This is a genomic window from Treponema bryantii (genome assembly GCF_900111035.1).
In the GTDB taxonomy this organism is placed as follows: Bacteria; Spirochaetota; Spirochaetia; order Treponematales; family Treponemataceae; genus Treponema_D; species Treponema_D bryantii_C.
The window spans coordinates 40,270-67,195 of record NZ_FOFU01000009.1 but is presented as its reverse complement, the minus strand read 5'-3'; the positions used below and the strand labels follow the sequence as shown (position 1 = coordinate 67,195).

Annotated in this window: 26 protein-coding genes and 1 tRNA gene; 9 read left to right on the top strand and 18 right to left on the bottom strand. The window is 39.0% G+C overall.

The window, feature by feature from the left end; translation table 11 throughout:
• Together BMY21_RS12820 and BMY21_RS12815 are read right to left on the bottom strand one after the other, a co-directional pair.
• Window positions 1–1,440 carry an AAA family ATPase gene (locus BMY21_RS12820; protein ID WP_074644830.1) on the bottom strand — a complete coding sequence of 480 codons (1,440 nt, stop codon included), beginning with the start codon at window positions 1,438–1,440 and terminating at the stop codon, window positions 1–3.
• Window positions 1,437–3,065 (bottom strand): formylglycine-generating enzyme family protein, encoded by a 1,629-nt coding sequence (locus BMY21_RS12815; RefSeq protein ID WP_074644828.1) that lies wholly within the window; start codon window positions 3,063–3,065, stop codon window positions 1,437–1,439. Before BMY21_RS12815 ends, BMY21_RS12820 begins: the two co-directional genes overlap by 4 nt.
• Window positions 3,066–3,462: 397 nt before the next feature.
• Here BMY21_RS12815 and BMY21_RS12810 point away from each other — a divergent pair, with 397 nt between their 5' ends.
• The 5 genes from BMY21_RS12810 (at window position 3,463) to csrA (ending at window position 7,841) form a co-directional block, all read left to right on the top strand.
• Window positions 3,463–3,900, top strand: coding sequence for a hypothetical protein (locus BMY21_RS12810; protein ID WP_074644827.1), 438 nt, complete (start codon window positions 3,463–3,465; stop codon window positions 3,898–3,900).
• Between the two features lie 3 nt (window positions 3,901–3,903).
• Window positions 3,904–5,778 (top strand): flagellar hook-associated protein FlgK, encoded by a 1,875-nt coding sequence (gene flgK, locus BMY21_RS12805; RefSeq protein ID WP_074644825.1) that lies wholly within the window; start codon window positions 3,904–3,906, stop codon window positions 5,776–5,778.
• 93 nt (window positions 5,779–5,871) lie between these two features.
• Window positions 5,872–7,116, top strand: coding sequence for a flagellar hook-associated protein 3 (locus tag BMY21_RS12800; protein ID WP_074644824.1), 1,245 nt, complete (start codon window positions 5,872–5,874; stop codon window positions 7,114–7,116).
• A 30-nt stretch (window positions 7,117–7,146) separates the two neighbouring features.
• Entirely contained in the window at window positions 7,147–7,590 is a 444-nt protein-coding gene (gene fliW, locus BMY21_RS12795) for a flagellar assembly protein FliW (RefSeq protein ID WP_074644822.1), read from the top strand.
• The gene (gene csrA / locus BMY21_RS12790) at window positions 7,590–7,841 is read left to right on the top strand and encodes a carbon storage regulator CsrA (RefSeq protein WP_074644820.1); all 252 of its coding nucleotides are present in this window, start codon (window positions 7,590–7,592) and stop codon (window positions 7,839–7,841) included. Before fliW ends, csrA begins: the two co-directional genes overlap by 1 nt.
• Window position 7,842: 1 nt before the next feature.
• On the opposite strand, the gene tsaB is transcribed toward csrA, so the two are convergent.
• The 11 genes from tsaB to BMY21_RS12735 all read right to left on the bottom strand — a co-directional run bounded on the left by tsaB (window position 7,843) and on the right by BMY21_RS12735 (window position 17,637).
• On the bottom strand, window positions 7,843–8,523 hold the full coding sequence (gene tsaB, locus BMY21_RS12785; protein ID WP_074644818.1) for a tRNA (adenosine(37)-N6)-threonylcarbamoyltransferase complex dimerization subunit type 1 TsaB: 681 nt from the start codon (window positions 8,521–8,523) through the stop codon (window positions 7,843–7,845).
• A 9-nt stretch (window positions 8,524–8,532) separates the two neighbouring features.
• Window positions 8,533–8,961 (bottom strand): tRNA (adenosine(37)-N6)-threonylcarbamoyltransferase complex ATPase subunit type 1 TsaE, encoded by a 429-nt coding sequence (tsaE, locus tag BMY21_RS12780; protein ID WP_074644816.1) that lies wholly within the window; start codon window positions 8,959–8,961, stop codon window positions 8,533–8,535.
• Window positions 8,958–9,221: a hypothetical protein gene (locus tag BMY21_RS12775; protein ID WP_074644814.1), complete on the bottom strand. Its 264-nt coding sequence runs from the start codon at window positions 9,219–9,221 to the stop codon at window positions 8,958–8,960. The genes tsaE and BMY21_RS12775 overlap by 4 nt, the downstream gene beginning before the upstream one ends.
• 44 nt (window positions 9,222–9,265) lie before the next feature.
• Window positions 9,266–10,369, bottom strand: coding sequence for a PilZ domain-containing protein (locus BMY21_RS12770; RefSeq protein ID WP_074644813.1), 1,104 nt, complete (start codon window positions 10,367–10,369; stop codon window positions 9,266–9,268).
• Window positions 10,370–10,379: 10 nt separating this feature from the next.
• A complete protein-coding gene (locus BMY21_RS12765; RefSeq protein WP_083379873.1) occupies window positions 10,380–10,973 on the bottom strand; it encodes a DUF8042 domain-containing protein in 594 nt (197 codons plus the stop codon).
• Window positions 10,974–10,985: 12 nt separating this feature from the next.
• Complete coding sequence (gene fliD / locus BMY21_RS12760; protein ID WP_074644811.1) at window positions 10,986–13,055, bottom strand: flagellar filament capping protein FliD; 2,070 nt, start codon at window positions 13,053–13,055, stop codon at window positions 10,986–10,988.
• Between the two features lie 3 nt (window positions 13,056–13,058).
• Window positions 13,059–13,445 carry a flagellar protein FlaG gene (locus BMY21_RS12755; RefSeq protein ID WP_074644809.1) on the bottom strand — a complete coding sequence of 129 codons (387 nt, stop codon included), beginning with the start codon at window positions 13,443–13,445 and terminating at the stop codon, window positions 13,059–13,061.
• A 113-nt stretch (window positions 13,446–13,558) separates the two neighbouring features.
• Window positions 13,559–14,407, bottom strand: a complete 849-nt coding sequence (locus BMY21_RS12750) for a flagellin N-terminal helical domain-containing protein (protein ID WP_074644808.1) — start codon at window positions 14,405–14,407, stop codon at window positions 13,559–13,561.
• Window positions 14,408–14,762: 355 nt separating this feature from the next.
• The gene (locus BMY21_RS12745) at window positions 14,763–15,623 is read right to left on the bottom strand and encodes a flagellin N-terminal helical domain-containing protein (protein ID WP_074644806.1); all 861 of its coding nucleotides are present in this window, start codon (window positions 15,621–15,623) and stop codon (window positions 14,763–14,765) included.
• Between the two features lie 350 nt (window positions 15,624–15,973).
• The gene (locus BMY21_RS12740) at window positions 15,974–16,627 is read right to left on the bottom strand and encodes a non-canonical purine NTP pyrophosphatase (protein ID WP_074644805.1); all 654 of its coding nucleotides are present in this window, start codon (window positions 16,625–16,627) and stop codon (window positions 15,974–15,976) included.
• Between the two features lie 38 nt (window positions 16,628–16,665).
• Window positions 16,666–17,637 carry a hypothetical protein gene (locus BMY21_RS12735; RefSeq protein ID WP_074644803.1) on the bottom strand — a complete coding sequence of 324 codons (972 nt, stop codon included), beginning with the start codon at window positions 17,635–17,637 and terminating at the stop codon, window positions 16,666–16,668.
• A 186-nt stretch (window positions 17,638–17,823) separates the two neighbouring features.
• On the opposite strand from BMY21_RS12735, the gene BMY21_RS12730 reads away from it, so the two are divergent.
• From BMY21_RS12730 to BMY21_RS12720, 3 genes are all read left to right on the top strand, one after another.
• Window positions 17,824–17,896, top strand: a tRNA-Met gene (locus BMY21_RS12730).
• 209 nt (window positions 17,897–18,105) lie between these two features.
• Window positions 18,106–18,549 carry a hypothetical protein gene (locus tag BMY21_RS12725; RefSeq protein WP_074644801.1) on the top strand — a complete coding sequence of 148 codons (444 nt, stop codon included), beginning with the start codon at window positions 18,106–18,108 and terminating at the stop codon, window positions 18,547–18,549.
• Between the two features lie 66 nt (window positions 18,550–18,615).
• Window positions 18,616–19,602 carry a DHH family phosphoesterase gene (locus tag BMY21_RS12720; protein ID WP_074644799.1) on the top strand — a complete coding sequence of 329 codons (987 nt, stop codon included), beginning with the start codon at window positions 18,616–18,618 and terminating at the stop codon, window positions 19,600–19,602.
• Window positions 19,603–19,636: 34 nt separating this feature from the next.
• Here the strand turns inward: BMY21_RS12720 and BMY21_RS12715 are convergent, their stop codons facing one another.
• From BMY21_RS12715 to lnt, 5 genes are all read right to left on the bottom strand, one after another.
• Complete coding sequence (locus tag BMY21_RS12715) at window positions 19,637–20,392, bottom strand: radical SAM protein (RefSeq protein WP_074644797.1); 756 nt, start codon at window positions 20,390–20,392, stop codon at window positions 19,637–19,639.
• A complete protein-coding gene (locus BMY21_RS12710; RefSeq protein WP_074644795.1) occupies window positions 20,392–20,925 on the bottom strand; it encodes a glutaredoxin family protein in 534 nt (177 codons plus the stop codon). The genes BMY21_RS12715 and BMY21_RS12710 overlap by 1 nt, the downstream gene beginning before the upstream one ends.
• Window positions 20,926–21,064: 139 nt before the next feature.
• Window positions 21,065–23,176, bottom strand: coding sequence for a ribonucleoside triphosphate reductase (locus BMY21_RS12705; RefSeq protein WP_074644794.1), 2,112 nt, complete (start codon window positions 23,174–23,176; stop codon window positions 21,065–21,067).
• Window positions 23,169–23,642: a transcriptional regulator NrdR gene (gene nrdR, locus BMY21_RS12700; protein ID WP_074644792.1), complete on the bottom strand. Its 474-nt coding sequence runs from the start codon at window positions 23,640–23,642 to the stop codon at window positions 23,169–23,171. Before nrdR ends, BMY21_RS12705 begins: the two co-directional genes overlap by 8 nt.
• 175 nt (window positions 23,643–23,817) lie before the next feature.
• Complete coding sequence (lnt, locus tag BMY21_RS12695; RefSeq protein WP_074644791.1) at window positions 23,818–25,665, bottom strand: apolipoprotein N-acyltransferase; 1,848 nt, start codon at window positions 25,663–25,665, stop codon at window positions 23,818–23,820.
• Window positions 25,666–25,742: 77 nt separating this feature from the next.
• On the opposite strand from lnt, the gene BMY21_RS12690 reads away from it, so the two are divergent.
• Window positions 25,743–26,924 (top strand): galactokinase, encoded by a 1,182-nt coding sequence (locus BMY21_RS12690; protein WP_074644789.1) that lies wholly within the window; start codon window positions 25,743–25,745, stop codon window positions 26,922–26,924.
• The last annotated feature ends 2 nt before the right edge of the window (window positions 26,925–26,926 follow it).

Genomic DNA, 26,926 nt, shown 5'->3' with positions numbered 1-26,926 from the left:
TTAACGCATCCTTGTGATAAATGAACTATATACAACTACTTCACCAGAGTAATCTTCTGTCTTACCCTTATCGATTTCGAAGAAGTAGTTTGATCCCTTAAGCTGAGAACCAGCGTTCAATACTGGCCATGAGTTACCAACTCTTGAGCTGCGGCTAACAAGGTCTTTAAGATTATTCTTTTCGATCAGTTTTCCGCTCTTTGTATTTTCATTGAATACTCTAACATTTCTGTTATCCTTCAATGTAATTACAAGGTCATTCATTTCACCCTTAGGGATAGATACCATACCCCACCAGTATTCAGCTTTCTTCTGCTTTGTAGCACTGAATTTTGCAGGACGAGATTTCTTGCTTTCTGCTGTAGAACCAGGAGCTGGGTTGAACAAACCAATCATAAGAGGCATTACAGTCTTACCACGGCTTGCAATTTCCTTTTCTCTGGCAATTTCTTTGTTGATCTGAGCAATTTTTGCAGAGAGATCTTTTTTCTGCAATGTAACTTCATCAAGTACATCCTGATCTACGTTCTTTTCATGCTTAGCAGCAAAGTCGAGGAGTTCGGCATAAATTGCATCGATATTCTTTTCGATTGACTGATAATGCTCAAGAATTTCTTCGAGCTTGTAGTTACCATTTTCTTTGCCTGTCATCTGGCGGGCAAATTCTTCACCAATACGCTCTTTGTACTCGTAAATCTTATCACGGTAAGCACCTTCAAGCTGAATAGCAACATCCTGGTTCAATTTCTTGAATCTCTTTTCAAATGCAGAAACACCAGCTGTTTTACCAACTCCAGAATTATTTACAAGATTTCTAACTTCTGCTTCAGAATCAGCAAGACTTTCCTTAAATGAAGTCAACTCTTTAATTCTTTCATCAACATCTTCAATTTCTTTTATTCTGTCAGATTCTTCTACAGCATTCTTGCGTTTTGCTTCGATAGACTTACAAACATCAAGTTCCTTAGCAACAGTATTGTATTTGTCGCTCTTTCCGTAAATCTTTACAGATTGTGTATACATATTATTTGCATCATTCAGGTTTTCCTGAGATAAAAGAATATCAATACACTTTACAGACAAATCAATACCTTTTTCTTTTACGTCTGCTGGAAGTTCCAGTGCTGGATCCAATGCCTTAAACTTAGCAAGTGCAGTATTAGATGCAGAAACCAGTTTTCCTGAATTTTTTACACCATCTGTACCGTCAAGAGCATTTTTTCCGGCGTTGAACAAAGTAACGTAATTCAAATATTTTTTCTGCTTAGCAGGCTCTTCAATATCTGTCCAATATGCTGTAGCTGCATCAGGTCCTCTTGAATTCCAGGCATTGATACCTGCTGCAACATTAGGATCTCCATCAATAACTTCTGTAGATTCACATGAAACTACCAGCGCTGTAAGTAAAACTACAAATAAAACTTTTAATGATTTTTTCATTTAGAAACCTCCTTTACTAAACGGAATCCTACATCAGGATATTTTTGAGTTTTATCAATGTTCTTATAGTTTGAAATTCTCAAATCATTTGCACCATCCATCCATGAACCACCTTTAACAGTTCTCATTTCTGAGTCTTCTGGAAGATTTCTCATAGAAGTTGTCCATTCCCAAACGTTTCCAGACATATCCATGAGTCCCCATGCATTGATTCCTGTCTCAAATGCTCCAACTGGAGATGTATACTTATATTTTCCATTGCCTTTATAATTTGCTTTCTTTCCCTTTGAAGGATCATCATCACCCCAAGGATAAATAAACTCAGCACCAGCTCTTGCAGCAACTTCCCATTCATCATCTGTTGGGAGACGAAGAGTTGCATTAATCTGAGTAGAAAGCCATGCTGCATAATTTTCAGCATCTTCAAGAGAAACTCCAATAACAGGCTGATTTGGATTGTTGTAATCTGAGTTTACAAAATATTCAGGAGTATCTTCATTTCTTGTGAGATAAAGATAAAGTGCATACTGATAGTTTGTTACAGGAGCTACAGCAATATCAAAAGCTTCAAGAGTTACTGTATGAGCAGCTTCTTTTTTAGCAGCCTTTGCATCGTGTCCAAGGGCACCAACATTAAATTCACCACCTTCAACATTTGCAAAAGAGTATGTCTGATTGATATCTGAAGCAACAAAGTATCTTGCATCAACTGAAGAGATATTATCAATTGCACGCATCTGAGGAGAAACAAATTTTTCTGCTCCGAATGAAGTTGTAATTGTAAGGTCAAGAACACAGTTCAAATATTCTTCTGAAAGAGGGAAGTCAATTTTTGCTGTACCAGTTGAATCTGTTTTTACGAAAGAAACAACTTCTTCAAGTGTTGATTCTTCAGAAAGAACTGAAACATAAGGTGCAGCCCAGACAGTCTTTAACTTAAGTCCAGAAACTGGAGTGCCTGCATTATCTTTTACAGTAATTTCAATTTCAGGATTTTCAGAAAGAATACAGTCTTTTACTGAGAATGAAACTTCAAAACCTTCTGCAATAGTCTTGCAGATATTTTCAACTTTTCTTGAAAGAAGTTCTGTAGCTCCATCCTGGTATGTCAAAAGATTTGTTTCACCTTTTTTTTCGAGTGTGCTCAAAATTGAAGCTGCAAGTTCGAATTTAACGGCAACATCTCTGCTTGAAATAAGCTTGTTATAATCAGAAACAAGAGTATCACGAAGTTTTTTCTGGAACGCTGTTTCATTTTTTGTCCAGTCAACTTCTTTAATTCTGTAAACTACATTGTCGCCGCTTTTGCTTTGAGAGAAAGGTTTTATATTACCAAGTCTTTCATCAACAACTTCTTCACCTACTGTAATTTTTTTTGCAGCTGGGTCAGAAACACGAACCATTGCAGTTAATGCATTTTCAAGCAGGTCTTTTTTTGCAATAGCGATTGAATCCTCAAGGGAAGAACCTTTTCCGTATCCATAATAGAATCCGTCTTCTTCCTTTACCAATTCATTTTTTGGTTTTGATTTTGATTTTGCACTTAATGAGCTGCATGCCACCATTGTAATGAACAATGTAAGTGCAATTCGTTTAATCAGTTTCCTTGTGTTTGTTAAACACATAATTAATCTCCTTATGCGAAAAGAATTCGCACAAATATAATATTAAATTTGATTTAGGACTTTATTAATTAAATTGGAAAACTTTTAGGAATTAACTGATAACTTTGACTTTAATAGTATTTTTAAATAACATGTCAACCTCCATAATAAGGAACAGTTTTTTCTGAAAGCAGATTTTAAAACTGTTACAAATTTAGTTAACAATGTTTAATTATTAATGGTTACCGCAAAATCAAAAAAAATCAAGATAAAAACATATCATATTACTAACGAAAACGTTTTCTTAGCATAAAATTTTCACATTTTTTAATTTTTTTTCTTATAAAAATCACTAAACAAAATTTTCATAATTCCGATATTCAAAGGGAATGACCATAATTTTAAACGAGGTTTTGAGATGGACGAATTAATTAATGAATATTCAACAGTTCTTGCAGAGGAAGAAAATCTTCTTGATCGCCTTACAGAAAAACAGAAAATGCTTCGTAAGGCAATAACAGATAAGGACTGGGAAAGTCTGGTTGGACATATAAATGAAGTAAATCTTATTTCAGACAGCTTTCAGAAATTCGATGTTCGTCGTGATGAAATTCAGGAACAGCTTAAAACAGATGAGATCAGACCATATTTTGATCGCTTAGGTCGTCTCCGTACAAAACTCCTTAAATGCAAGGTAGAAAATCAGGTCATTTCAAATTATGTAAATGTAACTCGTGAGTTTATTGCAGAAGTAGTAGAGAAGGCTCTGCCACAGACCCGCAATAAAAATTATACGAAATACGGCACTATCACAAAATCAGAGCCTGCAAGCGTTCTGGTAAATGTGAGGGGGTAAAATATGGGATCAACATTTTCTGGAATTGAATTAGGAAAACGCAGTATTATGGCAAATACAGATGCCATCACAACTGCAGGTCATAACATTTCAAATGCAAATACTGAAGGTTACAGCCGTCAGAGAGTTCAGATAAAGGAGTTTGATCCTCTTTATAAGCCTGATCTTGAACGACTTGAGCGCCCTGGTCTTATTGGACAGGGTGTTGATGTTCAGTCAATCAATCGTATACGAGATGAATTGCTTGATGAACGCATTGTTGCCCAGGCAAATCAGGAATCATACTGGGATACACGTTCAAAATATTACACCATGATAGAACAGATCTACAATGAGCCGGATGATATTTCGGTTCGTTCGAATATGGACAAATTCTGGGAAGCATGGCAGGAACTTTCTATAAATCCGGAAAGCAAGGCAGCCCGTCAGGCAGTTGTAACTCGTGCCGAAACCCTTACAGATTCAATTAAACAGCGCTGGGAAGCTTTAGCCGGTGTAGGAAACCTTATTGATGGTGATATTGAAGCAACTGTAAAGCAGGTAAACAGTTATGCACGCCAGATTGCAGACTGCAACGCAGAAATCGTAAGAAGCCGCGCTATGGGCGATAATCCTAATGATTTGCTTGACCGCCGCGATCTTCTTGTAGATAAACTTTCTAAGTTGATAAATATTTCTACAGATCAGAGAGACAGCGACGAATTTATGGTGCACGTTGGTGGCCGCGTAATCGTACAGGGAAATATTGCCCGTGAAATTGACCTTGTTCCTCGTTTTGATGATACAGGATACAGCAAACTTGTATGGAAAGATACTGGAAATGATGCAGTATTCAATGGCGGTACACTCGGCGCACTCGTAGAACTCCGTGACGTAGACGTTCGTAATGAAATTCAGACATTAAATACAATGACAATGAACTTTGCTGACCTTGTAAACGATGTACACCGCAATGCAGTTGGCGCAAATAAGGTTACAGGGCTTGATTTCTTTACACAGCATAGTTTTGTTGAGAATGCACACGGTAATTTTGACAGAAACGGAGATGGAGAACTTGATACATCATATATTTTCCGTTTTACAGGTACAAATGCTCTTGATATGCAGCAGCAGGTTGGAATTGAAGGTGTAATGAGATTCAGCGGTTCAACTGGTGAAGTTCAGGTTCCTTATTTCCATACAGATACGGTAGAAACAGTAATTGCCCGCATAAATGACAGTACAAGCGAAGTAAAAGCTTATCTTGATAAGAATAATCACCTTGTTTTGAAGGCTACTACAGCACAGGATGTAGAGAATCCTGATTTTGTAATCCGCCATGTAGAAGATTCAGGATATTTCCTTGCAGGATATTCAGGAATCTTAGCAGGAACAGGTGAAGCAGGAGCTTATGATTTTGCTCAGGCTGATGCGGTAAATGCCCTTGCATCTGGAAGTCAGTATGCAGTTTCTCCGGTTTATAATCCTTCTGCTTACATCGAAGTTAATCAGGCAATCAGAAATGATGTTATGAGCGTTGCCGCAGGTTATATGGATGCAGCAGGAACAGCTCCAACAGGTGACGGTCGTGCTGCAGTAGAAATTGCCGCTATCCGCAATACAAGCGTTATGGTTGGCGGTATGAAGACCTTTGATGACTACTTTGCAGATACAGTAACAAATGTAGGTCTTAAAGGTGAACAGGCAGAGACAAATCTTTTGAGTCAGAATGCAATTATGGATGATCTCCGTAATCTTCGTGACTCAATCAGTGGTGTAAATATTGATGAGGAACTTGCCGAAATCATGAAATTCCAGCATGGCTACAATGCTGCGGCTAAGTTTATTACAGTCTGGGACAGTTTGATTGATACAGTAATTAATCGACTTGGAGTTTAACAATACCGTCATATACAAGTTCGTCAAGGCACGCTACGCTTAAAGCCTTGACAAACTTGTTTAATGGCTTTTTATAGGAGTATAAAGCACATTATGCAGAGAATCAGTTCACAGATGAATAATAACAATACACAGAGCAGTCTCCGCCTTCAGGAGAGCCGCCTGAATCGTGCTAATAACCAGATCGGGTCTCAGCACAGAATCCAGCAGCTTCGTGATGATCCTATTGCGGCCGGCCATTTGGTGCGATATCAGTCGTATCTTGGACGCGTAAATCAGTTTGAGAAAAATGCGCTGACACTTTCTGATCAGTTTACTGTGCGTGAAGGGTATATGACTGATTCTCTGGAAATTATGCAGCGCGTACGCGAGCTTGCAGTAACTGGTGCCAATGGAATTTATACAAAAGAAGATATGTCTAATATGGCTACTGAGGTTGATGAGCTTCTGAAGCAGCTTGTGCAGAACGCAAATGCGGTAAGCGCGGACGGTAATTCAATCTTTGCCGGAACAAATACTAAGGCTACTGCTTTTGATATTGAAATGGGAAATGTAGAGGGCAGTGGAGTTCCTCTTATTCAGAATGTACGCTACAACGGAAATATTGATGTAAATCGTGTAGAAGTTGATGAAGGAAAATATCTTGTAAATGATAATGCCGGAATCAAAACTTTCTGGGCAGAAAATCAGCAGGTATTCGGTTCCCGTGATGCTTCTCAGTGGCAGGCAAGCAGCGATACAGTTATTTCTGTTGATGGAGTAAAAGTTGAAATTAAGCAGGGCGACAATGTATATGCTGTTGCTGCAAAAATCAACAATAGCGGAGCTGCTGTAAAGGCAACAATTGACCCTGTACGCAATGCACTTAATTTTGAAACAACAGATGCACGCCAGCTCTGGCTTCAGGATATAAGCGGCAGTACACTTGAAGAGCTTGGCGTAATTAAAGATGCTTCTCAACTTCCGCCATACAATCTGGCCACAGGAGCACGCGTCAGCGGCGGCAGCATGTTCGATACAGTCATCGCATTCCGCAACGCTCTCCTTGCAGGTGACCAGGAAAGCATTGGCGGCCGTGTTCTCGGAGCACTCGACAAAGGAATCGACAGCCTTGTTACCAGAATCGCAAAATCTGGTTCTGAATATGAAAGAGCACAGCTTAATGCAACAAGAAGCAGCAAACTTGCTCTTGATGTAACTTCAATGGTTAGCCGTGAAGGCGATCTTGATTTTACAAAGGCTATTACAGACCTTAAGATGCTCGACTATACAAATCAGGCTACCTTGAGTCAGGCTGGAAAAATGTATTCATCAACATTATTAAATTATATGCGTTAATAAAATCATAAAGCAAACAGGAGATTTTAGATGGAAATAGTAACTAAAGCCCATGGAAAAATAGAGATTACTGAAGACAGGCTTATCACAATTCCAGAAGGACTTTTTGGTTTTGAAGAATACACAAAATATGCTCTTGTGGATTCAGATTATGAACCATTTCTCTGGCTTCAGTCTTGTGAAGATCCAAATCTTGCATTCTTGATTGTAGATCCATTTCTGATTTGTAATGAATATGAAACAGATATTGATGATGCTTCATTAAAGAAAATCGGAATTACAAAACCTGAAGATATAATTATAATGACAATCGTAACTGTTCCACATGATGGTTCTTCAATTACTGCTAATTTCCAGGGACCTCTGGTAATCAACAAAAAAAATCATCAGTGTATGCAGGCAATCCTCAGTGATAACAGATGGTCTACAAAGGTTGATATCGTTCAGACTTTAAATCAGAAAGGAGGGTGTTAATGCTTATCCTTTCAAGAAAAATAGATGAGAAAATTAAAATTGGTGACAATATCACAATTACCCTGATTGATGTTCACGGAGATCAGGTAAAAATTGGTGTTGAAGCTCCTAAGGATGTAAAGGTATTCCGTCAGGAAGTTTTTGATGCCATTCAGAATGAAAATAAAGCTGCTGTTGTTCAGACTGAACAGTCTGGTAATGAAAAGGCAATCAATGCTGTAAGTGCTTTAAGTAAGCTTCTTAAGAAATAAATTAAGAAATTGTACCGTTAAGTTTGAGCTCAGCCTCACTTGCTCGTAAATAAACCGGACCGTCAAAATCTTTAAGCGGTTCGGCTTTTTTTTCTATAAGCTCTTCTGTCATAAGAATAAGAGCTTCTGCAGTTTGAGCCGGTACCTCTGGCATCAGGAATTTTATATCAGCAAAAACCGTCTGCAGTTTTTCACTGAGTTTTTTTGCATCTGGTCCGCAGACAAAGACTGTATCTAAATCTTTTACAGCTTCTGTAATTTTTTCAATTTCATAATCATCATCTTTCAAAAGGTTATTTGACCCATCTGAAAGGCGGGCATAAAATTTATCTTTGTTTGCATCAATGCAGGAAAGTACAGTAAATCCTAAGTTTTTATATGGATATGCATAAGCTTCAAGACTTGAAATTCCGTAAACAGGAACATTATAAGCCAGTTCAATTGCTTTAAGAGCTGAGATTCCAAGTCTGAGTCCGGTAAAACTTCCCGGTCCGATTGTAAGAGCTGTTGCATTTAATTCTGATGGCTTCAGTTCTGCTTTTTTTAAAAGCTCATCAATTGAAGGTACGAGAATCTCTGACTGTCTCATTCCAATATCATAAGTTGCAGAAATAAATTTAGAATCAGTTTTTACTGCGAGTGAGATACGTGTAACTGCGCAGTCCAGTGCCAGAATATTCATAGTTTCTCCTTAGATGTCCCCGTTATTCCAGTTTTCAATTTCAATAAGACGGCTTCCATCATCCTTTGGAGTAAGACGAAGTATGATGGTTCGTGAAGGTAATTCTTCCATGATCTTTTCAGACCATTCTATAATGCTTACGCCATCTCCATAAATCATATCGTCAGTACCAAGATTGACAAAATCTTCACCGCCTTCAAGACGATAAACATCCATATGATAGAGAGGCATTTTTCCGTAATATTCGCTAATCAGACAAAAAGTAGGACTTGTGATGGTATCTATGATTCCAAGTGCCTGAGCAATTCCTTTTGTGATTGTGGTTTTTCCTGCAGCAAGTGTTCCCTGCATTGCAATAACATCACCTTTTTTCAGTTTATTGCCGATGCGTACACCAAGTGCAATTGTTTCTTCTGGAGAATTAGTTGTAAAAGTCAACAAGGCAGTCTGCCTTCAAGCTCTTCTGTAAATATATATTCAAGCAATGCCTTTTTTACCGGGATAAGAGGGTAGTTAATAGGCTGTGGGAATGAGAGCTCAATAATCTTTTTTCCCATAGGGCTTGTTTCAATGCTAAAGAAAATCTGAACTGTATCTGTGCTTGTAGGAAACTCCATTACAGCATCACAAGTGTATTTTCTGAGATAGAAAATCTGCCCTTCTTCGCGCTGAATGTTTTGTAGCTCAATGACTCTCATATTCTTATAGAATACTCCAAAATATCGCTGTTATCAAGTATTTTCTACAACTCATATTTATAAACAAGAGTGTGAATCCTGTTCTTTGTTGCAAGAGAAATCTGTACAAACTGAATATGAAGTGCCAGTTTTCCGGTTGGAAGTCTTCGGGTTCTTCGAATCATTCCAACTATAGTTTCATCAATACCAGTATCTGGAAGTATAACGCCTATGTATTGCTTTTCCTTAATCGGAAGGTCTGTCTGAATACAGCATCCACCTGCAGAAATGTTTGTAAGTTTTCCCTGATATGATTTTTCAGAGAACGTATACTCTGATTCGCTTTTCTGAGGTTTATCAATATGTTTAACAGATTTAAAATGGCATTCCTTTTCAAAAAAGTCTCGTTTGTAATGTCGCTGTGCCTGACATTCAAGCTGTTCTGAATGAGAGAGTACCATATAGAATTTTCCGTCATTTCCTTCGTTATAGCGGATAATTCTGGTAACTAAATTATAGGAAAGTCCATCTGAAGTTCTGAAGGTAAATCGGCTTCGTGTGAGCAGTTCTGGTCTTCGTGGTGATTTATATATGAACTCAGGAATCTCTGCTGTAAAGAAATCTTTCTGATTCTGAGTTACTGTAAACGGATACTGTTCACCTTCGTTTGATATATAAAATATAAGTGTCTGCTCGGCAATCTGTCTTGTTGAAAGAACTTTTTTGTACTGAGCAACTATCATTTCGAGCTTAAAAAGTGTAGTGAAGAAATTATTAAGTTTTTCGTCGTTGAAAAGATTCTGCTGCTTCATTATTTCATAAGCATTGCGGAATAATTCATTTACTTCATTGTTGCTTTTGATTGAATAAAGAATGTTATTTGAATCAGTTATTCTACAAACATCCCATAGAGTGTCAATTTCGATTTGGGAAAGGTTGTTTTCTTTTCCAAGTTTCTGAACATCCTTGTATTTTGTTTTGCGGTTTCTTTCTTTTTCGATATATTCTTCTGATTTATAATAATTCTTGATCCTCATAAAGATTATGAAGATAACTCCAAGAACTGCTGCGAATGCAGCCAGAAGAATCAGAATTATTACTATATCCGGTGCATGAGTTTGTCGTGCTTCTATTGGGGAACCGCTACCTGAACCTAATAAAAAAAGCATAGGCACCTCTCTACATGGCTTTTAGCGCCTTTGAAATATCTTTTAATCTCGGACAGATTTCATATTCAGAAAGGTCTCCGAGCATAACCGTATCATTATTCTGTAATGCATCTTCGAAATCTTTAAGGATTGGTGAGAATTCAGCAAAGAAATCTTTGAAATTTATTCCGTTCATGCTGGTATTTGTAAATGTCTCTGGGAAAAGAGAGGCGAGTGTTGCAACATGGCAGAACTGTTCGATGCTGTCTGCAAGATTTTTGATGGATTCACTGACTTCGAGATTTTTACCGCTCTGCAGTGCAACAGGAACTTCTTCCATCTGTTTTGCAAGTTCTGCAAAAAGATCTGAAAGTTTGTCAAAAGAGGCTTTGATTTCGCTTACTGTAACAATATGGAATTCAAACTTAGTGTCCTTTCCAAGAGGTTCAGCGGCTTTTTCATCGAAGTTGTCTGCTGTAACCTGTTTTGAATCAACTGTAATTCCAATTACTGCTGCCTGATTTTCTTCACAGGTACTTTGAAAAGATTTAAGTACATCTCCAATTGTCTGTTCATCTTCAATCTGAACGTCAACCTGCTGTCCGTTTATGTAAAATTCTATCATATTGTACCTGCCTTATCGATTCTGATTTTGCTGCTGCTTTGTGAAGTTCGAGATTGTATTCTGCTGTGCTTCAAGGCTGTTCAGCGAGCCTTCCATCTGACTGTATTTATTACGAAGTTCAGCTTCTTTTTTAGCCATCTGAGCTTCGAGTTTTGTAATTTTTGTTTCAGAACTTTTGATTTTTGAATCCAGTGTTGAAGTTTTCATTGCGAGGATTCCGCCTGTCTGTGTATAAGCAGAAATCTGCTTGTCCAGCTTAAAGGCAATTCCTGTATCAACTATAAGATCTCCATCTGAGTCATAACCAAAAAGCATTTTTATATCATCAAGATGATTTGCAAGTGCATCATCAAGTTTCTTTTCATCAATTTCAAGATAACCGCGCAGCTTGCTCTGAGAATATCCTCCTGAGTAACCACTTGCATTTGTAGCAATTCCAAGCTGTGAAAGCATTGTGATTTCTGCACTGTCGGAGAACATGTATCTTGCTGCGATTGTAGAAGCCATGTTTGATTTAATATTTGTCAGAGAAAAATCAGACTGGAATAGTCCAAGCTTCTTTTTCTCAGCTTCTTTTTCATCTTTTGAAAGATATTCAAGTTCATCAACGATTTCAGGTTTATTCTGAGAAAGAATGTTAAGTTCTGCAACTGCCTGGTTATATTTACCGACAAAATCAATTATCGCTGCCTTTGATGCATCAACATCCGGTTTAACTGAAATTGTTGCTGTTTTTTCTGTCTTATCATGAACATTAAGAGTAATTTCCGGGACTACATCATCAATCTTATTTGAAGAACGTGTAATTGTAATTCCTTCATATTTTATGATGGCATCATCAGCTGTAGAAACCGGATGCTTTGGTCCATAACCAAGATCTTTTATCGGGTCTAAGGCTGTAATACTGGAAATTTCGTAAGAGGTTCCTGTGTTTTTGTTTCTGATTGCAAGAGCTTTTATGCCACTGAAATCTGAAAGTTTTACATCAATTTGTGCAGGTTTTCCGTCTTCTGAAGGAGTGTATGGAATTTCTTTTTCTGTTCCATCGTCCATAACTGCATAGAGAATTGAATTTGTTTTTACAGGTTCAAGCGGAGCAGGGGGCTCTGGCGGAAGATTAAGGTTTGTATCAGATGCATTATTGCTGATTACAATACCGCTATATTCTGCTGTTCCGGCATCAGGAAGTTCCGGCTGTAATAAGGTTTTATTGATTTCTGGAGTAATATCTTCTGTTTCTTTCTGAGTAACTGTAAACTGAAGATGAAGGTCTGTATCACGAAGGATTTTTTCAGGGATTTTGACCTGATAAGCTCCTCTAGGTTCTACAACTGCAGTCTGTTTTTCTTCATCGTATTTTGTATTTGTAAGTGAAAGAACTGGCATATAAACCGGTTCATCATATTCAATTTTATTTACCGGTAAAATTTCAGTCTGAGAAGATGCAAAAGTTTGTGTCTGTGATTTAATTTTATCAACCATGCCTGAATCAAAGGCAAAGGTTTTTGCATCATCTTCAAAAATAAGACGGTTTTCTTTTCCTGTCGGTATTGCTTCTATGAGCAGAGATTTTTTTCCGGCACTTGCACCGATTATTGAAGACTTAATAACATTGTTTCCACGTTTGTTGATTGCTGCAGAAAAGTCTTTAAGGGATCCTCCTTTCCAGTTGAAGATAATCTGTTTTTCTCCAACCTTGTAAGTATAGGTTCCTGTCGGTACTTTATAATCGTTATCGAGTTCGTCTGTAAGAAAACGGTCTGAAGAGGCTGCCTGTAATACATCGACTTTAAAAGACTGTAAACTGGCACTGCGGTTTGCTTCTGCAGTAACAGCATATTCTTCTGTAGATGAGGTGAGTTTACTGTTAAAAGGATTTTCAAAAGAATAGAGAGTCTTAGTGTTGTCTCTAAGAGAGGTAAGTCTTGTATTAATTTCGCGCCAGGCGTCCTTTTCAGTTTTTAAATTTTCAAGCTGATTCTGTTCCCGTGTGAGAGGGATTCGCTCAATTTTCATGAGCTTTTCTACAGTATCGTTTGTATTATACTGATCAGTAACGCCTGGAATGTTCAGTCCGGCCATAGTTTAGATTACTTCGTCGAACATTGAGCCTATGGCTTTTCTGATGCGAAGCTTAAGTTTCTGCATATCTTCTGACGGAATCTGCTTTATAACCTGATTTGTTTCCGAATCTACGATAGAAACGACCACACTTCCAAGTTCTTTGTTCACACTGAACAAAAGCTTGTTTCCGCCAACCATCTCAGTCATTTTCTGCAGCGCTTGAGAATCTGCCTTTATTTCGGCAATATTCTGTTCTATATTCTGCGCTACCTGGGCTCCTGTGGGAGTTATGGAAGCCGCTACATTCTGCTGTTGTACAGAATTGCTAGCTGAATTCTTATTTGTGTTGTAAAGAGACTGGCCATCCATTGCCACATGAACCATTGAATTCGTATTTATAGTATTCATAGTTCTCCTCCTTGAAAAAATGGAAAGGGAAGGGGGGCGCATACCCCTTCCTTCCATATTCAAATCAAAAAGATGACATCCAGTTATCTCTTTAATTCTTTTTTTTAATTAGTCTACTGCAAGAGAGCCAATACAGTCTGTGACTGATTATTAGCCTGAGCGAGCATTGCGGTTCCAGCCTGTGTGAGAATGCTGTTCTTTGTGAATTCAACCATCTCAGAAGCCATGTCTGTATCACGGATACGGCTTTCTGCAGCCTGGGTGTTTTCAGCAGCAATGTTTACGCCTTTTGCAGCCATTTCGAAGCGGTTCTGATATGCACCAAGATCTGCTCTCTGCTTGTTAACCTGAGTTAATGCAGCATCAACAGCACCAAGTGTCATATTTGCTTCTTCTGGTGAATTGATTGTGATCTGCTCTTCTCCGCCCTGAACACCTTTAAGTCCGAGAGCAGAAGCTGTCATTGTACCAATGTATACACGAGCATTCTGATCCATATTTGCACCAATCTGGAACTGCATTGTGCTGTCGCCTTCAAGAGCGAAGCGTCCAGTAAGCATATTCATACCGTTGAACTGAGCTACGCTGGCAATGCGGTCAACTTCAGCAACGAGCTGTGATACTTCAACCTGAATCTGCATGCGGTCTTCATCGCTGTAGATACCGTTTGCAGCCTGAACAGCAAGTTCACGAACACGCTGAAGGATGTCTGTTGTTTCAGCAAGATAACCTTCGGTTGTCTGGATGAAAGAAACACCATTCTGGATGTTCTTTGAAGCCTGGTTCAAACCACGGATTTGGCTGCGCATCTTTTCAGATACAGCAAGTCCTGATGCATCGTCTCCGGCGCGATTGATGCGTTCACCAGATGAGAGCTTCTCCATGTTTTTCATGATTGACTCATTCGAGATGTTAGTCACACGATCTGCATAGAGTGAGCTCATATTGTGATTAATAATCATATTTGTGCCTCCATGTTTGCTTTAAACAAAAAGCCTCATGCTTTTCGCCTGCGGGTGAAGGCTAAATCAGTACTGCGCCTCTGATTTAGTTTCAGACCATTCAGCAGGAATAGTCAGTCTTTTTCAAAACCGACTGTTCCTACCGTCACCTGCATCCCCATGGGGGCACGTATGTCAAAGAACTATGCACCGCTGAACCGGCACATTGTAATATAAGCATAGTTATACTACTAATTCTACGATGTTTTTGATGAAATTAAAAGGGGAGAGCAACAAAAAAAACACCGCGCTAATTAATAGCCGTCATTTCTGACGACTATTAATTATAACTCACTATCTTAGTAAAGACAAGCAATTATCTAAGAAGACTAAGAACATTCTGTGACTGGCTATTTGCTTGAGCTAACATAGCTGTACCTGCCTGCTGCAGTACAGAGTTCTTTGTGAACTCAACCATCTGAGAAGCCATATCAGTATCACGGATGCGAGATTCAGAAGCCTGAAGGTTTTCAGCTCCAATATCCAATCCCTTAACTGTAAGCTCAAGACGATTCTGATAAGCACCGAGATCAGCACGCTGTTTGTTGATCTTCTTCAAAGCTTCATCAATAGTTCCGATTGCGCGGTTGGCATCTTCCGGTGTAGCAAGTGAAATCTTCTCTTCTGAACCAAGTTCGCGAACTCCAAGAGCAGATGCTGACATTGTACCGATGTAAACCTGTACACGCTGATCCATGTTAGCACCAATATGGAACCACATAGAAGCAGTTACAACATTTTCTCCTGTTGGCTGAGCGAAACGGCCAGTGAGCATGTTCATTCCGTTAAACTGAGCGGAACTTGCAACGCGGTCAACTTCAGAAACAAGTGCCGAAATTTCAACCTGAATCTGCATGCGGTCTTCTTCAGAGTAGATTCCGTTTGAAGCCTGAACTGCAAGTTCACGAATACGCTGCATGATGTCAGTTGTTTCCTGGAGGTAACCCTCTGTAGTCTGGATAAAGCTGATACCATTTGAACAGTTCTGTGAAGCCTGGTTCAAACCGCGGATCTGTGCTCGCATCTTTTCAGATACTGCGAGTCCTGAAGCATCATCACCTGCACGGTTGATTCTTTCGCCTGAAGATAATTTCTCCATGTCTTTGTTAAGACCGAGACCTGTAACTCCGAGCTGACGATTGGCAAACATTGCCGACATGTTGTGGTTGATAACCATAGTATTCCTCCTTGGAATGTGAGCAGAAGAATCCTTTCTTCTGTTAAAAGATGCAAAAATGCGTAAATGTTTTTACAAGGCTACATCTACACATTTTTGCCAAAAGTGTCTGCCTGCTGCTTCAGCGAAGTCGATACAGTCATGACACTTCTTCATAATTTATCGGCATGTTAAATGAATTACTTTAGAAAAAAATGAAAAAAAATATATAAATATCGAAATATTTTTTTTGAATGCCTCTCAGAAATAAAATACCCTAAAAAAGGCTTCCGCGCTTCGCTTGTGCAGAATTTTTTTAGGGTATTTTTTGCTTACGGCATTCAAAAAATAATTTACGTAATTTAATTAAATTACATTTGATCAATTATTCGTTTGAGGGCTCTTACGGCTTTGCCGCGGTGAGAAATAGCGTTCTTTTCGTCGGCGGTTAGTTCGGCAACAGTTTTATTGAACTCTGGAAGGAATACGATTGGGTCGTAACCGAAGCCGCCGTTGCCAGCCTGTTTGCTTATGTCGTCGATTAGGGCACCTTCAAAGGTTTCCTGGGCAACAAAGAGGCGATCTGTTCCGCAGTACATTACCATTGCGCAGGTATAGTGACAGCTGCGTTCTCCATGGAGATATGCACCTTTCGGGAGATTTCCGTTTTTAATGGCTTCGTTTGTCTGCTGAATAAGGAAGATATTCTGTTCTTCCTGTGAGATTTTTGTTCCGTCTGGTTTTCCGTGCATAAAGTCCGGACCGGCGTAACGTGAAGAGAAAATGCCTGGTGCTCCACCCAAAGCATCCACGCAAATTCCTGAATCGTCTGCAATTACAGGGCAGTGTACAATATCATAAAGTGTACGAGCCTTAATCAGACTATTCTCATAGAAGGTTGTTCCTGTTTCATCAGGATCAAATTCAATTCCTTCATCAGAAGGGATAAGAATTGTGTGTTCCGGTAAAAGTTCACACATTTCTTTTTTCTTATTTTTATTTCCAGTTGCTAAGTAAATTTTCATTATTACAATATAATGAAAATTATTGTTCTAAACAATTATCACTCTTTTTCTGCAATCTGGATTTCTGTGTCAGAAGAGGTTGATTTCTCAGGTAAATCTTCCTGATTTTTATATTCGTTTCTGACACTTCTCATATAGTAATTTACCTGTCTTTCACTGAGTCCCATTACATTGGCAACGGTTTTATTTGTTGTCCTTAAATACAGATAACCTTTTTGAAAAGCAGTATTAAGCCTGACCATGCTGTTTTTATGTTTTCGTTCTCTGTAGATGTAAAGGTCTTTAATGAAATATTTATTATCAAAAAAATCATCATCCTGATACTTTTTGATGATATGTCTGTATCTTTTATGATGATAATAGGCAAAGTTCCTTTTCTGATGTTCCTTTTCAAGTCTGGAACGCTTAAAATCAAGAGTTTCCTTACAGTATTGAATCATTTGATAGAACTGTTCTGGATCAATGCCATACATATTACAGATTCTGTGAATCTGCTTATCAGTAAGATAATAAGATGATTTTAATGCAAGAATTAAGACTTTCTTTTCTTCGCTGTGAAGTGATAAATCTTTTATTGCACGCTGGAATTCTTCTGTAGAAAGCTTTTTCCAGTTAAAAGGAATTTTAGGGACTTCAAAGTTCTGATAGTTAATCCTGTGATATTTAATTTCTTTTTCTTCGTACTGTTGAACACATTCTTCAAAATTCAGTTTTTCCCTGATTGAATTCTGAGCACAGGTTTTTAATTTTGAATTGATTAGTGTACAGATATAACAGTAAAGAAAGGTAAAGAAATCTCCATAATTGGGATTAAACAGGTGAAGCAGATGTGGACCTCTTTCCAGCAGGCCCAGAAGAATATCCTGTCTGAAATCTTCATCATATTTGTGAAGTCCATAGATAGGATAATTTTTGATTACAAAGACAGCTATCTTGTCGATAACTTCTTTCTCGCTCATTTTGCCGGTACGCAGGTTTTCTACCAGCAGGTTCAGTTCGTGGGTCTTCATTTTTTTTACCTCTTAGTATTTTTTATTCAGAATAAACAGCTTACGAAAATGCTTATTCTGGTGAGGATATTATTGCAATTTATGTGCCAACTGAAAGAAAAGAATAATAAATCAGAAAAAATGCGATTTTATAGCCCTGGATACTTGACCTGAATACTGCAAAATGATAATATAGTAACATCGTTTGGCGACTTAGCTCAGTTGGTAGAGCACACGGCTCATATCCGTGATGTCAATGGTTCAATCCCATTAGTCGCTACTAAAATCCAGTGAATTATTCACTGGATTTTTTTTATCACCATTAGTTTTTCCTGGCTATCATTAGTTAATCTGTTAATTTTTTTAATATTTTGTTAATCCGTTTAATATTTTAATGAAATTCATTTTTATCACAAATCAAATAAAAAAGTTGTTAAAATAAAATAATCGGTTTATAATAAATATTACGACTTAGATAAAGGAGTAATTATGAAAAAGATTTTGATGATTCTTGCTCTTTTTGCTGTGTTCTCTGCAGCAATCTTTGCAGATACAAATAGCAGCGCATCTGCTCCAGCTCGCACAGAAGGTAAATGGACAGATATTTCTTATGTAAATGTTCCGGTTCTTAAAATTCTTGAAGGAAAAGATGGTTATGTTGTAATTTATCAGAAAAATAGAACTGGAGTTGGAAATGTAATTCTTCCAAAGAATTGGGCTCACGGAAATCCAGAGACTCCCAGAAAACTTAAATTCAGATCTGTAAAAACTGCTCTTGGTTCTTACATGACTGTTGTTAAGGATAACGGAGAGTTTAAGCGTGTAATTCTTTCTATTCCAATGGATAAAAATAATTCAATCTGGGGTATGGTTGATTCAAGAAAGAATCTTGAGGGTGCCGATAAAGATACTCTGGAAGACTTGGAATTCTAAGCAAAAATACGGTATTATAAAAGAGGGTTTTGAGACCCTCTTTTTTTTTGCTTTCACAGGTGTTTTATGTTTGAATTATCTCAGGAAAAGGTCCAGGAAATCAGGGACTTTATAGAAAATCATAATTTCTTTTTTATAATCGGTCATAAAGAACCGGATGGAGATTGTATTACTTCCTGTCTTGGCCTTGCTGCAATTCTTGATTATTTTGGTAAACCATATCAGCTGCTTTCTGCAGGTCCTTTTAAGAGAAATGAAGTAATCCGCTGGCAGGAAAAGTTTTCTGATACTATGGAATTTCAGGACGAAAGTGAACGAAAGTCTACAGGGCTTTTTATTGCTGACTGTTCTGAGATTATCCGTCTTGGAGATATAGACGGGGATTTGAAAGGATTTGATACTTTTGTAATAGATCATCACAAGACAAGCGAACTCGGCGATGAAATAAAAGGTTATGTAAATGCAGATGCTCCGGCATGTGCTTTTCTTGTACAGCTGTTTTATGAAGCGTTAATAGGTCCTGTTCCTTCAGAACTTGCCAAAATATTATTCTTTGGTATTTGTACGGATACAGGTTTTTTCCGCTTTCTGACAGATAATTCTGCAGAAGTCTTTGCCGCTGTAAGCCGTCTTGTTGCTGATGGGGCAGATCCTAGAACTACTTATAGAGAAATTAATTCCGGAAAACCATATTCAACCCGTAAACTGCTTGGAGTTCTTCTTGGACGTGCTGAGCGTTACCTTGATGGTCGCCTTGTAGTTACTTATGAAACTCTTGAAGATACAAAGAAATGGGGCTTGGAAGGTCGTGATTCAGATTCTTTGTATCAGCTTATGCTGTCTGCAAAAGGTGTAGAGGCCGTAGTATTTTTAAGACAGGACACTCCGACAACCTGTACAGGCGGCTTCCGTTCTCAGGATAAGATTGATGTTTCAGCAGTTGCAGCAAAGTTCGGTGGCGGCGGTCACAAAAACGCCAGCGGCATGAGCTGTAACGGAAAAGTTGAAACCCTGATTCCTCAGATAGTAAAAGAATTTGCCCGCGTAATGTAATAGATGCTGAAACAAGTTCAGCATCACGAACACGCTACCGAAGTGAACTGCCTTTTATTAATGATTTAGCATATTCTACGATTTCACCTGCTTCCGCATCTGTATAAGGATAAATGTCATTATATGCAGGGTCGAGGCAGTTCGAATTCATAAACTGCGCAAACTGCCAGCTTGCATCTTGCGGCAGCAGTTTTGCCATTTCTGTTATATCCTCTTTTGTAACAAGTCCCGGCACGAGTACTGTACGCCATTCGCGGCAGTCAGCAGGGTAGGCTGCAACAATTTCTGCGCTCTCGCATAGTACCTTTTCGAAATAATCAGATTTACCAAAGAACGGTGATTTATCGCCACAGATTAAAGTTGCATAGCGTGAAGGAGTTGTCTTTATATCCATTGCAATAAAGTCCGGGCGAAGCTCAGGATTTTCTACAAGGGCGCGGAGTTTTTCCGGCAGAGTTCCATTTGTATCTATTTTGATTTTATATCCCAGTTCGCGGGCTTTTTTGATTATGACTGGTGTATACGGATTTAAGATTGGTTCTCCGCCACTGATAACCAATCCGCTTAAGATGCCCTGTCGTTTTTCGAGATGAGCAAAAAGCTCTGCAACAGTACTGAGAGGCTCTGAATCATAAGCAGAATCTTCTAGTACAAGCCCGATGTTGTAGCAGTACGGGCAGCGGATATTACAGCCTTTTAGAAAAAAAGAACCTGCAACACGTCCAGGAAAATCTACACAAGTAGTTTTTACAAGTACGCCTGCAGGTTTATTAAGGTCAAGTTCTGACATTATGCAGAAACTGCTACCTTGCTGAATACAGCTTCAAGTTCTTCAACGCTGTGGCAGCGAGCTGTTTCAACACCAGCTTCGTTGTAGAAGATTACAGTAGGAGATGCGAATACACCTTTCTTTGCTGCTTCAGCAAGACCTTCTTTTGTATCAACGTCAATTGAACGTCCTGGCATATCAAGATCAGCCATAAAGTCTTTTACTGGTGGGCAGTTAGGACAAGTCTTTCTTGTATACATCTCGTATGTAACGCTATTCAATTCTTTTGTTGTATCTACAGCAGACATCTTAGCAGGAGCCTTTGCTTCGCAAATACAGTCTGCAGCTGTAATATCATATTCTTTGCTGGCTTCGAGAGAGAACATTTTTCTCTGGTCAAATTCGTCGCGCTTACCTTTGTTCCAATGTTTTACAGCACGGTAGTAACCTACGATACGTGCGTAAACCTCTGTCTCGGTTCCATGAACATCATTGAGAGCTGCCTTTGTCTCTTCAATTTCTGCTTCAATCTGTGCAAGTGTTCTTTTTTCCATAATCTTTTTCTCCTCCCAAAATTATTGTAATTTTTCACACCCACACTAAATGTAGTGTGGAATGTACGTTTTGTCAATATGACCAACACTAGAATTCTCGGCAAAGTACCTTAAAATCTTTAATGTTGGCAGTACTTTTTTAGTTCTTTTCTGCAAGAACCTTCTCTTTTTCTGCTTCAAGAGCCTTAAGTTTTTCCTTAAGAGCCTTTTCCTTCTCGGCCTTACACTTAGGACATTCGAACTGCTGTCCAATGAGATAGCCGTGAACCTTACAGATAGAGTAGGTTGGGGAAATTGTAAAGAATGGAATGCGGTACTTGCTTGCGATTGTGCGTACAAGGTCTGCGCATGATTTCCAGTCTTTAAGTGCTTCACCCATGAATACGTGGAACATTGTTCCGCCTGTATACTTAGTCTGAAGTGGTTCCTGATGGTCGAGTGCTTCAAATACATCGGCAGTGTAATCAACAGGCAGCTGTGAAGAGTTTGTATAGAACGGTTCATTATTGCCGCTTGTGATGATATCAGGGAACTGCTCCTTGTCGTGTCTTGCGAGACGGTAAGAAGTAGACTCTGCAGGTGTTGCTTCGAGGTTGAAGAGGTCTCCTGTTTCTTCCTGGAAGTCCTGCATTCTCTCTCTCATGTGCTGCAATACCTTTTCTGCAAATGCTTTTCCCTTAGGATCTGTAATAGGAACTCCAAGGAAGTTCATACAACATTCGTTCATACCGCACAAACCGATTGTGTTGAAGTGATTAACAAGAGTTTTGAGGTAACGTCTTGTGTATGGGAAAAGTCCGCCATCATAAAGCTTCTGAATAACCTTACGTTTTGTGCAGAGGCTTTCCTTTGCAAGTTCCATAAGGTAATCAAGACGCTTGTAGAATTCTTCTTCATTTTTAGCGAGGTAGCCGATCTGTGGCATATTGATTGTTACTACACCGATAGATCCTGTGAATTCGTCTGCACCGAACAGACCACCACCACGGCGGCGGAGTTCGCGCTTATCAAGCTGGAGACGACAGCACATAGAGCGTACATCGCTTGGGTTCAAATCTGAGTTTACAAAGTTCTGGAAGTTTGGAGTTCCATACTGTGCAGTCATTGTAAACAGAAGTTTTGCATTTTCTGAATTCCAGTCAAAGTCACGTGTGATGTTGTAGGTTGGGATAGGGTAAGCAAATCCACGGCCGTTAGCATCACCTTCAATCATAAGTTCAATGAATACCTTGTTGAGAATATCCATTTCTTTCTGACAGTCACCATAAGTGAAGTCCTGTTCCTTTCCGCCTACGATAGCCTTCTTGTTTTTAAGGTCATCAGGACATACCCAGTCGAGTGTGATGTTTGTAAATGGAGCCTGTGAACCCCAGCGGCTAGGAGTGTTTACACCGTAAATGTAACTCTGAATGCACTGACGAACCTGTTTTTCTGTAAGGTGGTCAGCACGAATAAATGGAGCAAGGTAAGTATCGAAAGAAGAGAAAGCCTGTGCACCAGCCCATTCGTTCTGCATGATTCCAAGGAAGTTTACAATCTGGTTTACGAGTGTAGAAAGGTGAGTTGCTGGTGTTGATGTAATTTTATCTGGTACACCACCAAGACCTTCTACGATTAACTGACGGAGAGACCATCCTGCACAATAACCTGAGAACATTGAAAGGTCATGAATGTGGAATGCTGCAGTTTTATGTGCCTCTGCGATTTCCTTAGAATAAATATTATTGAGCCAGTAGTTAGCTGTAATAGTTCCTGAGTTATGGAGAATAAGTCCACCAAGGGAGAAGTTAACGTTTGCGTTTTCATTTACGCGCCAGTCACTCTGTGCAAGGTAGCCGTCCATAGTCTTGTTGATATCAATCATAAGACTCTTAGCGTCGCGCATAGCTTCATGGCGTGCACGGTAGAGAATATAAGCCTTAGCTACTTCTACTTCCTTGTGCTCGATGAGAACGCTTTCTACAATGTCCTGAATCTCTTCGATAGCAGGAATGGAATGTGCTCTGTTGCCGGCAAGCTGAATTCTAAGCTTTTCTTCAACCATGTCGGTAAGAGATGCTGCACGATCCGGATCCTTACGCTTTTCTACAGCTTCAATAGCCTTGCCGATAGCAGCTTCGATTTTGTTTCTGTCGTAGTCAGCGATTTCACCAGAACGCTTTACTACAGATTTCAGGAAGCCTTTCGTCTCGGAGTCGGAGCTTGATCCAAGGAAGCTTCTCCATTCTGGAAAGATTGATTGATCACTCATTTGATTTTCCCCTCTTTTCTATGTTCTTTACTTCAGTAATGAATTCATCCAGATTTTCAAAATGCCGGTAGACGGATGCGAATCGGATGTATGCAACTTTGTCTATGTCGTATAATTTTTCAAGCACAAGCTCTCCCAGCTCGGACGTAGAAATTTCGCGGTTTTCACGACCTTTTTTAATTGCGAGATCTTCAATGTCATTGGAAAGCTGTTCCACCATGGAAGTTGCGACAGGTCTTTTTTCAAGAGCACGCTCAATACCTTTTTCGAGCTTTTTGCGGTCAAAAGGCTGGCGGCGGTCGTCGCGTTTAATAACCATAAAGGGCTTTTCGTCAATACGTTCATAGCTGGTAAAACGATAGCCGCAGGAGAGACATTCACGTCTTCTTCTGATGCTTTCTCCATTTACCATTGTTCTTGACTCAAGGACTTTGTCCTCAATGTTACCACAATAGGGGCAGCGCATTGTTTCCTCTCACGTTTTTGTTTTCTAGCGTCTTTGTTTTGATAATAACATCATAGTACACTAGATATGGATAGACAAGAGAATTTTTGAAAAATTCGTGAATTTATTTTAAACTTTTTTGCTTGACAAATATTTTTTTTATGCTTGTCTCGAAAAAACAGGTCGATGCTATTGACTATTTTTTATTTTTAGAATTCTTTTTCTTTTTTTTCTTATCTTTTTTGGATTTTCTTTCGCTTGGAATATAATCATAAGGCACAAAATCAAAATATGACCATATAGCACAGCTGAAGAAAATGATAATACAAAGATAAGGAAGCCAGTTTCCGAATCTTGCATAAGTTGTCATTGTACGTTTATAAACCGGAATATCACAGGAAAGGGCGGTATCTTCAAAAAGAGGAAGGTCTGCAATAATTTTTCCCGAAGGATCAACAACTACAGAATAGCCTGCATTTGAAGAGCGTACGAGAGTTGTCCGGTATTCAATAGCCCTGTAGGAAGCAATTACAAAGTGTTGTAATTCGCTTGAATCCTTTCGTGACCATGAATCGTCTGTAATGTTAATAAAGAGCTCTGTTCCATTCAAAAATAGAGGGCGCATTATATCTGTAAAAGCATCATCAAAACATATAGGACAGGCAATACGTGTTGTGTAAGGCTTGCTTTCTTCCAGATGCTGTTGTTCATAAGATTTTGTCAAATCAATATCTTTTACAGCCGGTAACTTAAAGTTTTGTGTAATTCGACATGGAACATCAAAATATACATATTGATTTCCCGGTGTCCATCCTGCAGAAATACCAACTACTTTCTGCATAAAAGCATGAACTGGAGGAAATTCCATAAAAGGAAGCACCTCTGCAAAAGGAACCAGATGGTTTTTAGCATAATATCCACGGTAATGACCGTCCGCGTCATAAAGCAGCGCCGAATTATAATATTCCTTGCGTTCGCGCTGCTTACCCCGCTCAGTAATTTTCTGAGTTTTTACAACAGATCCACCGAAAATGCATGGAACATTTATTTCTTTTACAAAATCTGCAAGCGGTTTTTCCGAAGGATACCAGGAATAATATTTTTCCGAAGCAGGGAAAGCCCTCTGTAGACAACCTTCACTCCAGACAACTAGATCAGCCTTACGCCCCTGAAGTTCAAGTTCAGCAATTTTATCTTTAGTCAGTCTTTGTGAGTTCAGAATAGAGCTTTTATCGGAATCTTCCTTCCAGGGGTCACTGTTTTGCTGCACAGTAATTGCTGTAAGCTCTTTGACAGGTTTTCTAGGTAAGTCATACTGAATAATTCCATGAATCAGCATGAGCAGTAAAAGCGCTCCAAAAAGCTTTGCAACTTGTAAGGTTTGGGCGGCTTTTTCCTTATTCAGTGAAGAATCTCCGTAATAAAGCATAAAGGCTTCTGCTGCAATCGCATTAAACAGGACAGTCATGAACGTAATGCCGTAAGTTCCCGTAATAGAGGCCGTCTGCATTATAATCGGCCACTTATACATTGCAGAAGAAACCGTTCCCCATGGATATCCAAGAAAACCTACCGATTTTGCCCATTCATACAGAGTATAAATACTGGCAAAGTACAAAATACGGAACAGAGGTGTATTTCTGAAAATACGGAATAAATATCCGTGATTGGCGTAGTTTTCCAGTGAATATTCATACAGTTTGTTCTGACAATTAGAAGTATAATAGGGAATGTAGAAAAAAAGTCCGAAAGCGCCGCCGATAACGGCAGTTCCCAAAGCTGAGGCTCCCAGTGTAAAGATTGCAAAATCCTTAAAATAGGCCAGCCAGAAGCTTGAAATCAGATGTGTAGTAAGCGTTTGAATAAAGAAGGCCAGAAAGGCAGTTTTGAAATCCTTGATTTTGTTGTAAATCAGGTATAGTGGAATGAAAGCCAGAAGTGTGTATACAGGACAGCCGAAAAGGTAGAATTCGTTAGGTATAGCTGCTGATAACATCAATCCAGAGAAAACTGAAGAAAAAATAACTTGTAAAATCAATTCCATTATATTATTATTTTAACAATATACATTGAAATATTTCAAGTAAAAATAGGGGAATTAATAAAGGGAGGGTCCAATAAATGAAAGCAGTTAATGATGCACACGAATTGGAGTATGGCACTAAACCCGACGCCGTTGCAAAAGCTCCAGGCCGATTTCATCTGATAGGTGAACATTCCTGGTTCTTCAAAGATAAAACAATGTCGATGGCAGTAAATCTGCCCGTCTATGTTGCAATTTCGAAACGAGATGATACTTCCATTAAGTTCTACTTCCATCAGCTTAATGAAAGGAAAAAAGCAAGCATAACGTCCTTAAAGCTTAAGAAGGAAGATCGGTGGGCTAATGCGGCAAAAGCAGTTGTCTACGGTTTTACTTCCGGTGGTTTTTCGCTGGGCGGTATGAATATCACTATCTACAGCGAAATAATTCCTTCTGCCGGCTTCGGAATAACGACAGCTGCAAAAGCCGCAACAGCCGTTGCAATCAAACATCTTTTTAATCTTAACTGCTCAGATTCAGAGCTCCTTCAAGTCATTGAACGCGGTAACCGCCGTTTCCTTCAGAATAACAACTACATTGCAGATAACTTTGCAGCACTTTTTTCCAAGAAAAACAATATCATAATTACAGATCACTTCAAAAACACCTGGGACTATGTTCCTTTCAATTTTGAAGATAAAAAGGTTCTTCTTGTTGATACAAAGGTACCTCGTGTTTCAGTCTGGAATGAAGAAACACTCCATGAACCTCAGTATGCGCTTATTATGGGTGATATGAGGGAGCGTAAGCCTAATGTATATGGCGGCTGGCGCTACATTGATGATGTTACAGATATCAATGAACAGCTTTCTGTTGTAAGCGAAGACGTAAGACGTAAGCTGCTTTCTGTTCTTTATGAGCATAATGATATTCTTGATGCCCGTGAAGGAATTGAAAAAGGCGACTTCTTTAAGTTTGCACGCTCAGTAAACCACAGCCATGAAACAATGCGCGATATGTTTAATATTTCATGTCCAGAAATTGACTGGATTTTGAAGCGCGTAAATGAGCTTGAACCTAATCTGGACTTTGTTCGTAACCCGGTAACCTGCGGTCGTATTACAGGAAAAGGCTTTGGACGCTGCCTTTATGCAATCATGCGTGAAGGCGACGTAGAAAACTTTAAGGCAAAGATTACTGAATTTGAAAAGATTTTCGGTTTCCATCCGGATGTATATGAAGTTGAACCAGCAGATGGTGCTTCAATCGTTCGGGATTAGCA

Excerpts from the sequence above, each read along its gene's own strand:
- BMY21_RS12820 (WP_074644830.1), bottom strand. The coding sequence starts at position 1,440 with ATGAAAAAATCATTAAAAGTTTTATTTGTAGTTTTACTTACAGCGCTG.
- BMY21_RS12815 (WP_074644828.1), bottom strand. The coding sequence starts at position 3,065 with ATGTGTTTAACAAACACAAGGAAACTGATTAAACGAATTGCACTTACA.
- BMY21_RS12810 (WP_074644827.1), top strand. The coding sequence starts at position 3,463 with ATGGACGAATTAATTAATGAATATTCAACAGTTCTTGCAGAGGAAGAA.
- flgK (WP_074644825.1), top strand. The coding sequence starts at position 3,904 with ATGGGATCAACATTTTCTGGAATTGAATTAGGAAAACGCAGTATTATG.
- BMY21_RS12800 (WP_074644824.1), top strand. The coding sequence starts at position 5,872 with ATGCAGAGAATCAGTTCACAGATGAATAATAACAATACACAGAGCAGT.
- fliW (WP_074644822.1), top strand. The coding sequence starts at position 7,147 with ATGGAAATAGTAACTAAAGCCCATGGAAAAATAGAGATTACTGAAGAC.
- csrA (WP_074644820.1), top strand. The coding sequence starts at position 7,590 with ATGCTTATCCTTTCAAGAAAAATAGATGAGAAAATTAAAATTGGTGAC.
- tsaB (WP_074644818.1), bottom strand. The coding sequence starts at position 8,523 with ATGAATATTCTGGCACTGGACTGCGCAGTTACACGTATCTCACTCGCA.
- BMY21_RS12775 (WP_074644814.1), bottom strand. The coding sequence starts at position 9,221 with ATGAGAGTCATTGAGCTACAAAACATTCAGCGCGAAGAAGGGCAGATT.
- BMY21_RS12770 (WP_074644813.1), bottom strand. The coding sequence starts at position 10,369 with ATGCTTTTTTTATTAGGTTCAGGTAGCGGTTCCCCAATAGAAGCACGA.
- BMY21_RS12765 (WP_083379873.1), bottom strand. The coding sequence starts at position 10,973 with ATGATAGAATTTTACATAAACGGACAGCAGGTTGACGTTCAGATTGAA.
- fliD (WP_074644811.1), bottom strand. The coding sequence starts at position 13,055 with ATGGCCGGACTGAACATTCCAGGCGTTACTGATCAGTATAATACAAAC.
- BMY21_RS12755 (WP_074644809.1), bottom strand. The coding sequence starts at position 13,445 with ATGAATACTATAAATACGAATTCAATGGTTCATGTGGCAATGGATGGC.
- BMY21_RS12750 (WP_074644808.1), bottom strand. The coding sequence starts at position 14,407 with ATGATTATTAATCACAATATGAGCTCACTCTATGCAGATCGTGTGACT.
- BMY21_RS12745 (WP_074644806.1), bottom strand. The coding sequence starts at position 15,623 with ATGGTTATCAACCACAACATGTCGGCAATGTTTGCCAATCGTCAGCTC.
- BMY21_RS12740 (WP_074644805.1), bottom strand. The coding sequence starts at position 16,627 with ATGAAAATTTACTTAGCAACTGGAAATAAAAATAAGAAAAAAGAAATG.
- BMY21_RS12735 (WP_074644803.1), bottom strand. The coding sequence starts at position 17,637 with ATGAAGACCCACGAACTGAACCTGCTGGTAGAAAACCTGCGTACCGGC.
- BMY21_RS12725 (WP_074644801.1), top strand. The coding sequence starts at position 18,106 with ATGAAAAAGATTTTGATGATTCTTGCTCTTTTTGCTGTGTTCTCTGCA.
- BMY21_RS12720 (WP_074644799.1), top strand. The coding sequence starts at position 18,616 with ATGTTTGAATTATCTCAGGAAAAGGTCCAGGAAATCAGGGACTTTATA.
- BMY21_RS12715 (WP_074644797.1), bottom strand. The coding sequence starts at position 20,392 with ATGTCAGAACTTGACCTTAATAAACCTGCAGGCGTACTTGTAAAAACT.
- BMY21_RS12710 (WP_074644795.1), bottom strand. The coding sequence starts at position 20,925 with ATGGAAAAAAGAACACTTGCACAGATTGAAGCAGAAATTGAAGAGACA.
- BMY21_RS12705 (WP_074644794.1), bottom strand. The coding sequence starts at position 23,176 with ATGAGTGATCAATCAATCTTTCCAGAATGGAGAAGCTTCCTTGGATCA.
- nrdR (WP_074644792.1), bottom strand. The coding sequence starts at position 23,642 with ATGCGCTGCCCCTATTGTGGTAACATTGAGGACAAAGTCCTTGAGTCA.
- lnt (WP_074644791.1), bottom strand. The coding sequence starts at position 25,665 with ATGGAATTGATTTTACAAGTTATTTTTTCTTCAGTTTTCTCTGGATTG.
- BMY21_RS12690 (WP_074644789.1), top strand. The coding sequence starts at position 25,743 with ATGAAAGCAGTTAATGATGCACACGAATTGGAGTATGGCACTAAACCC.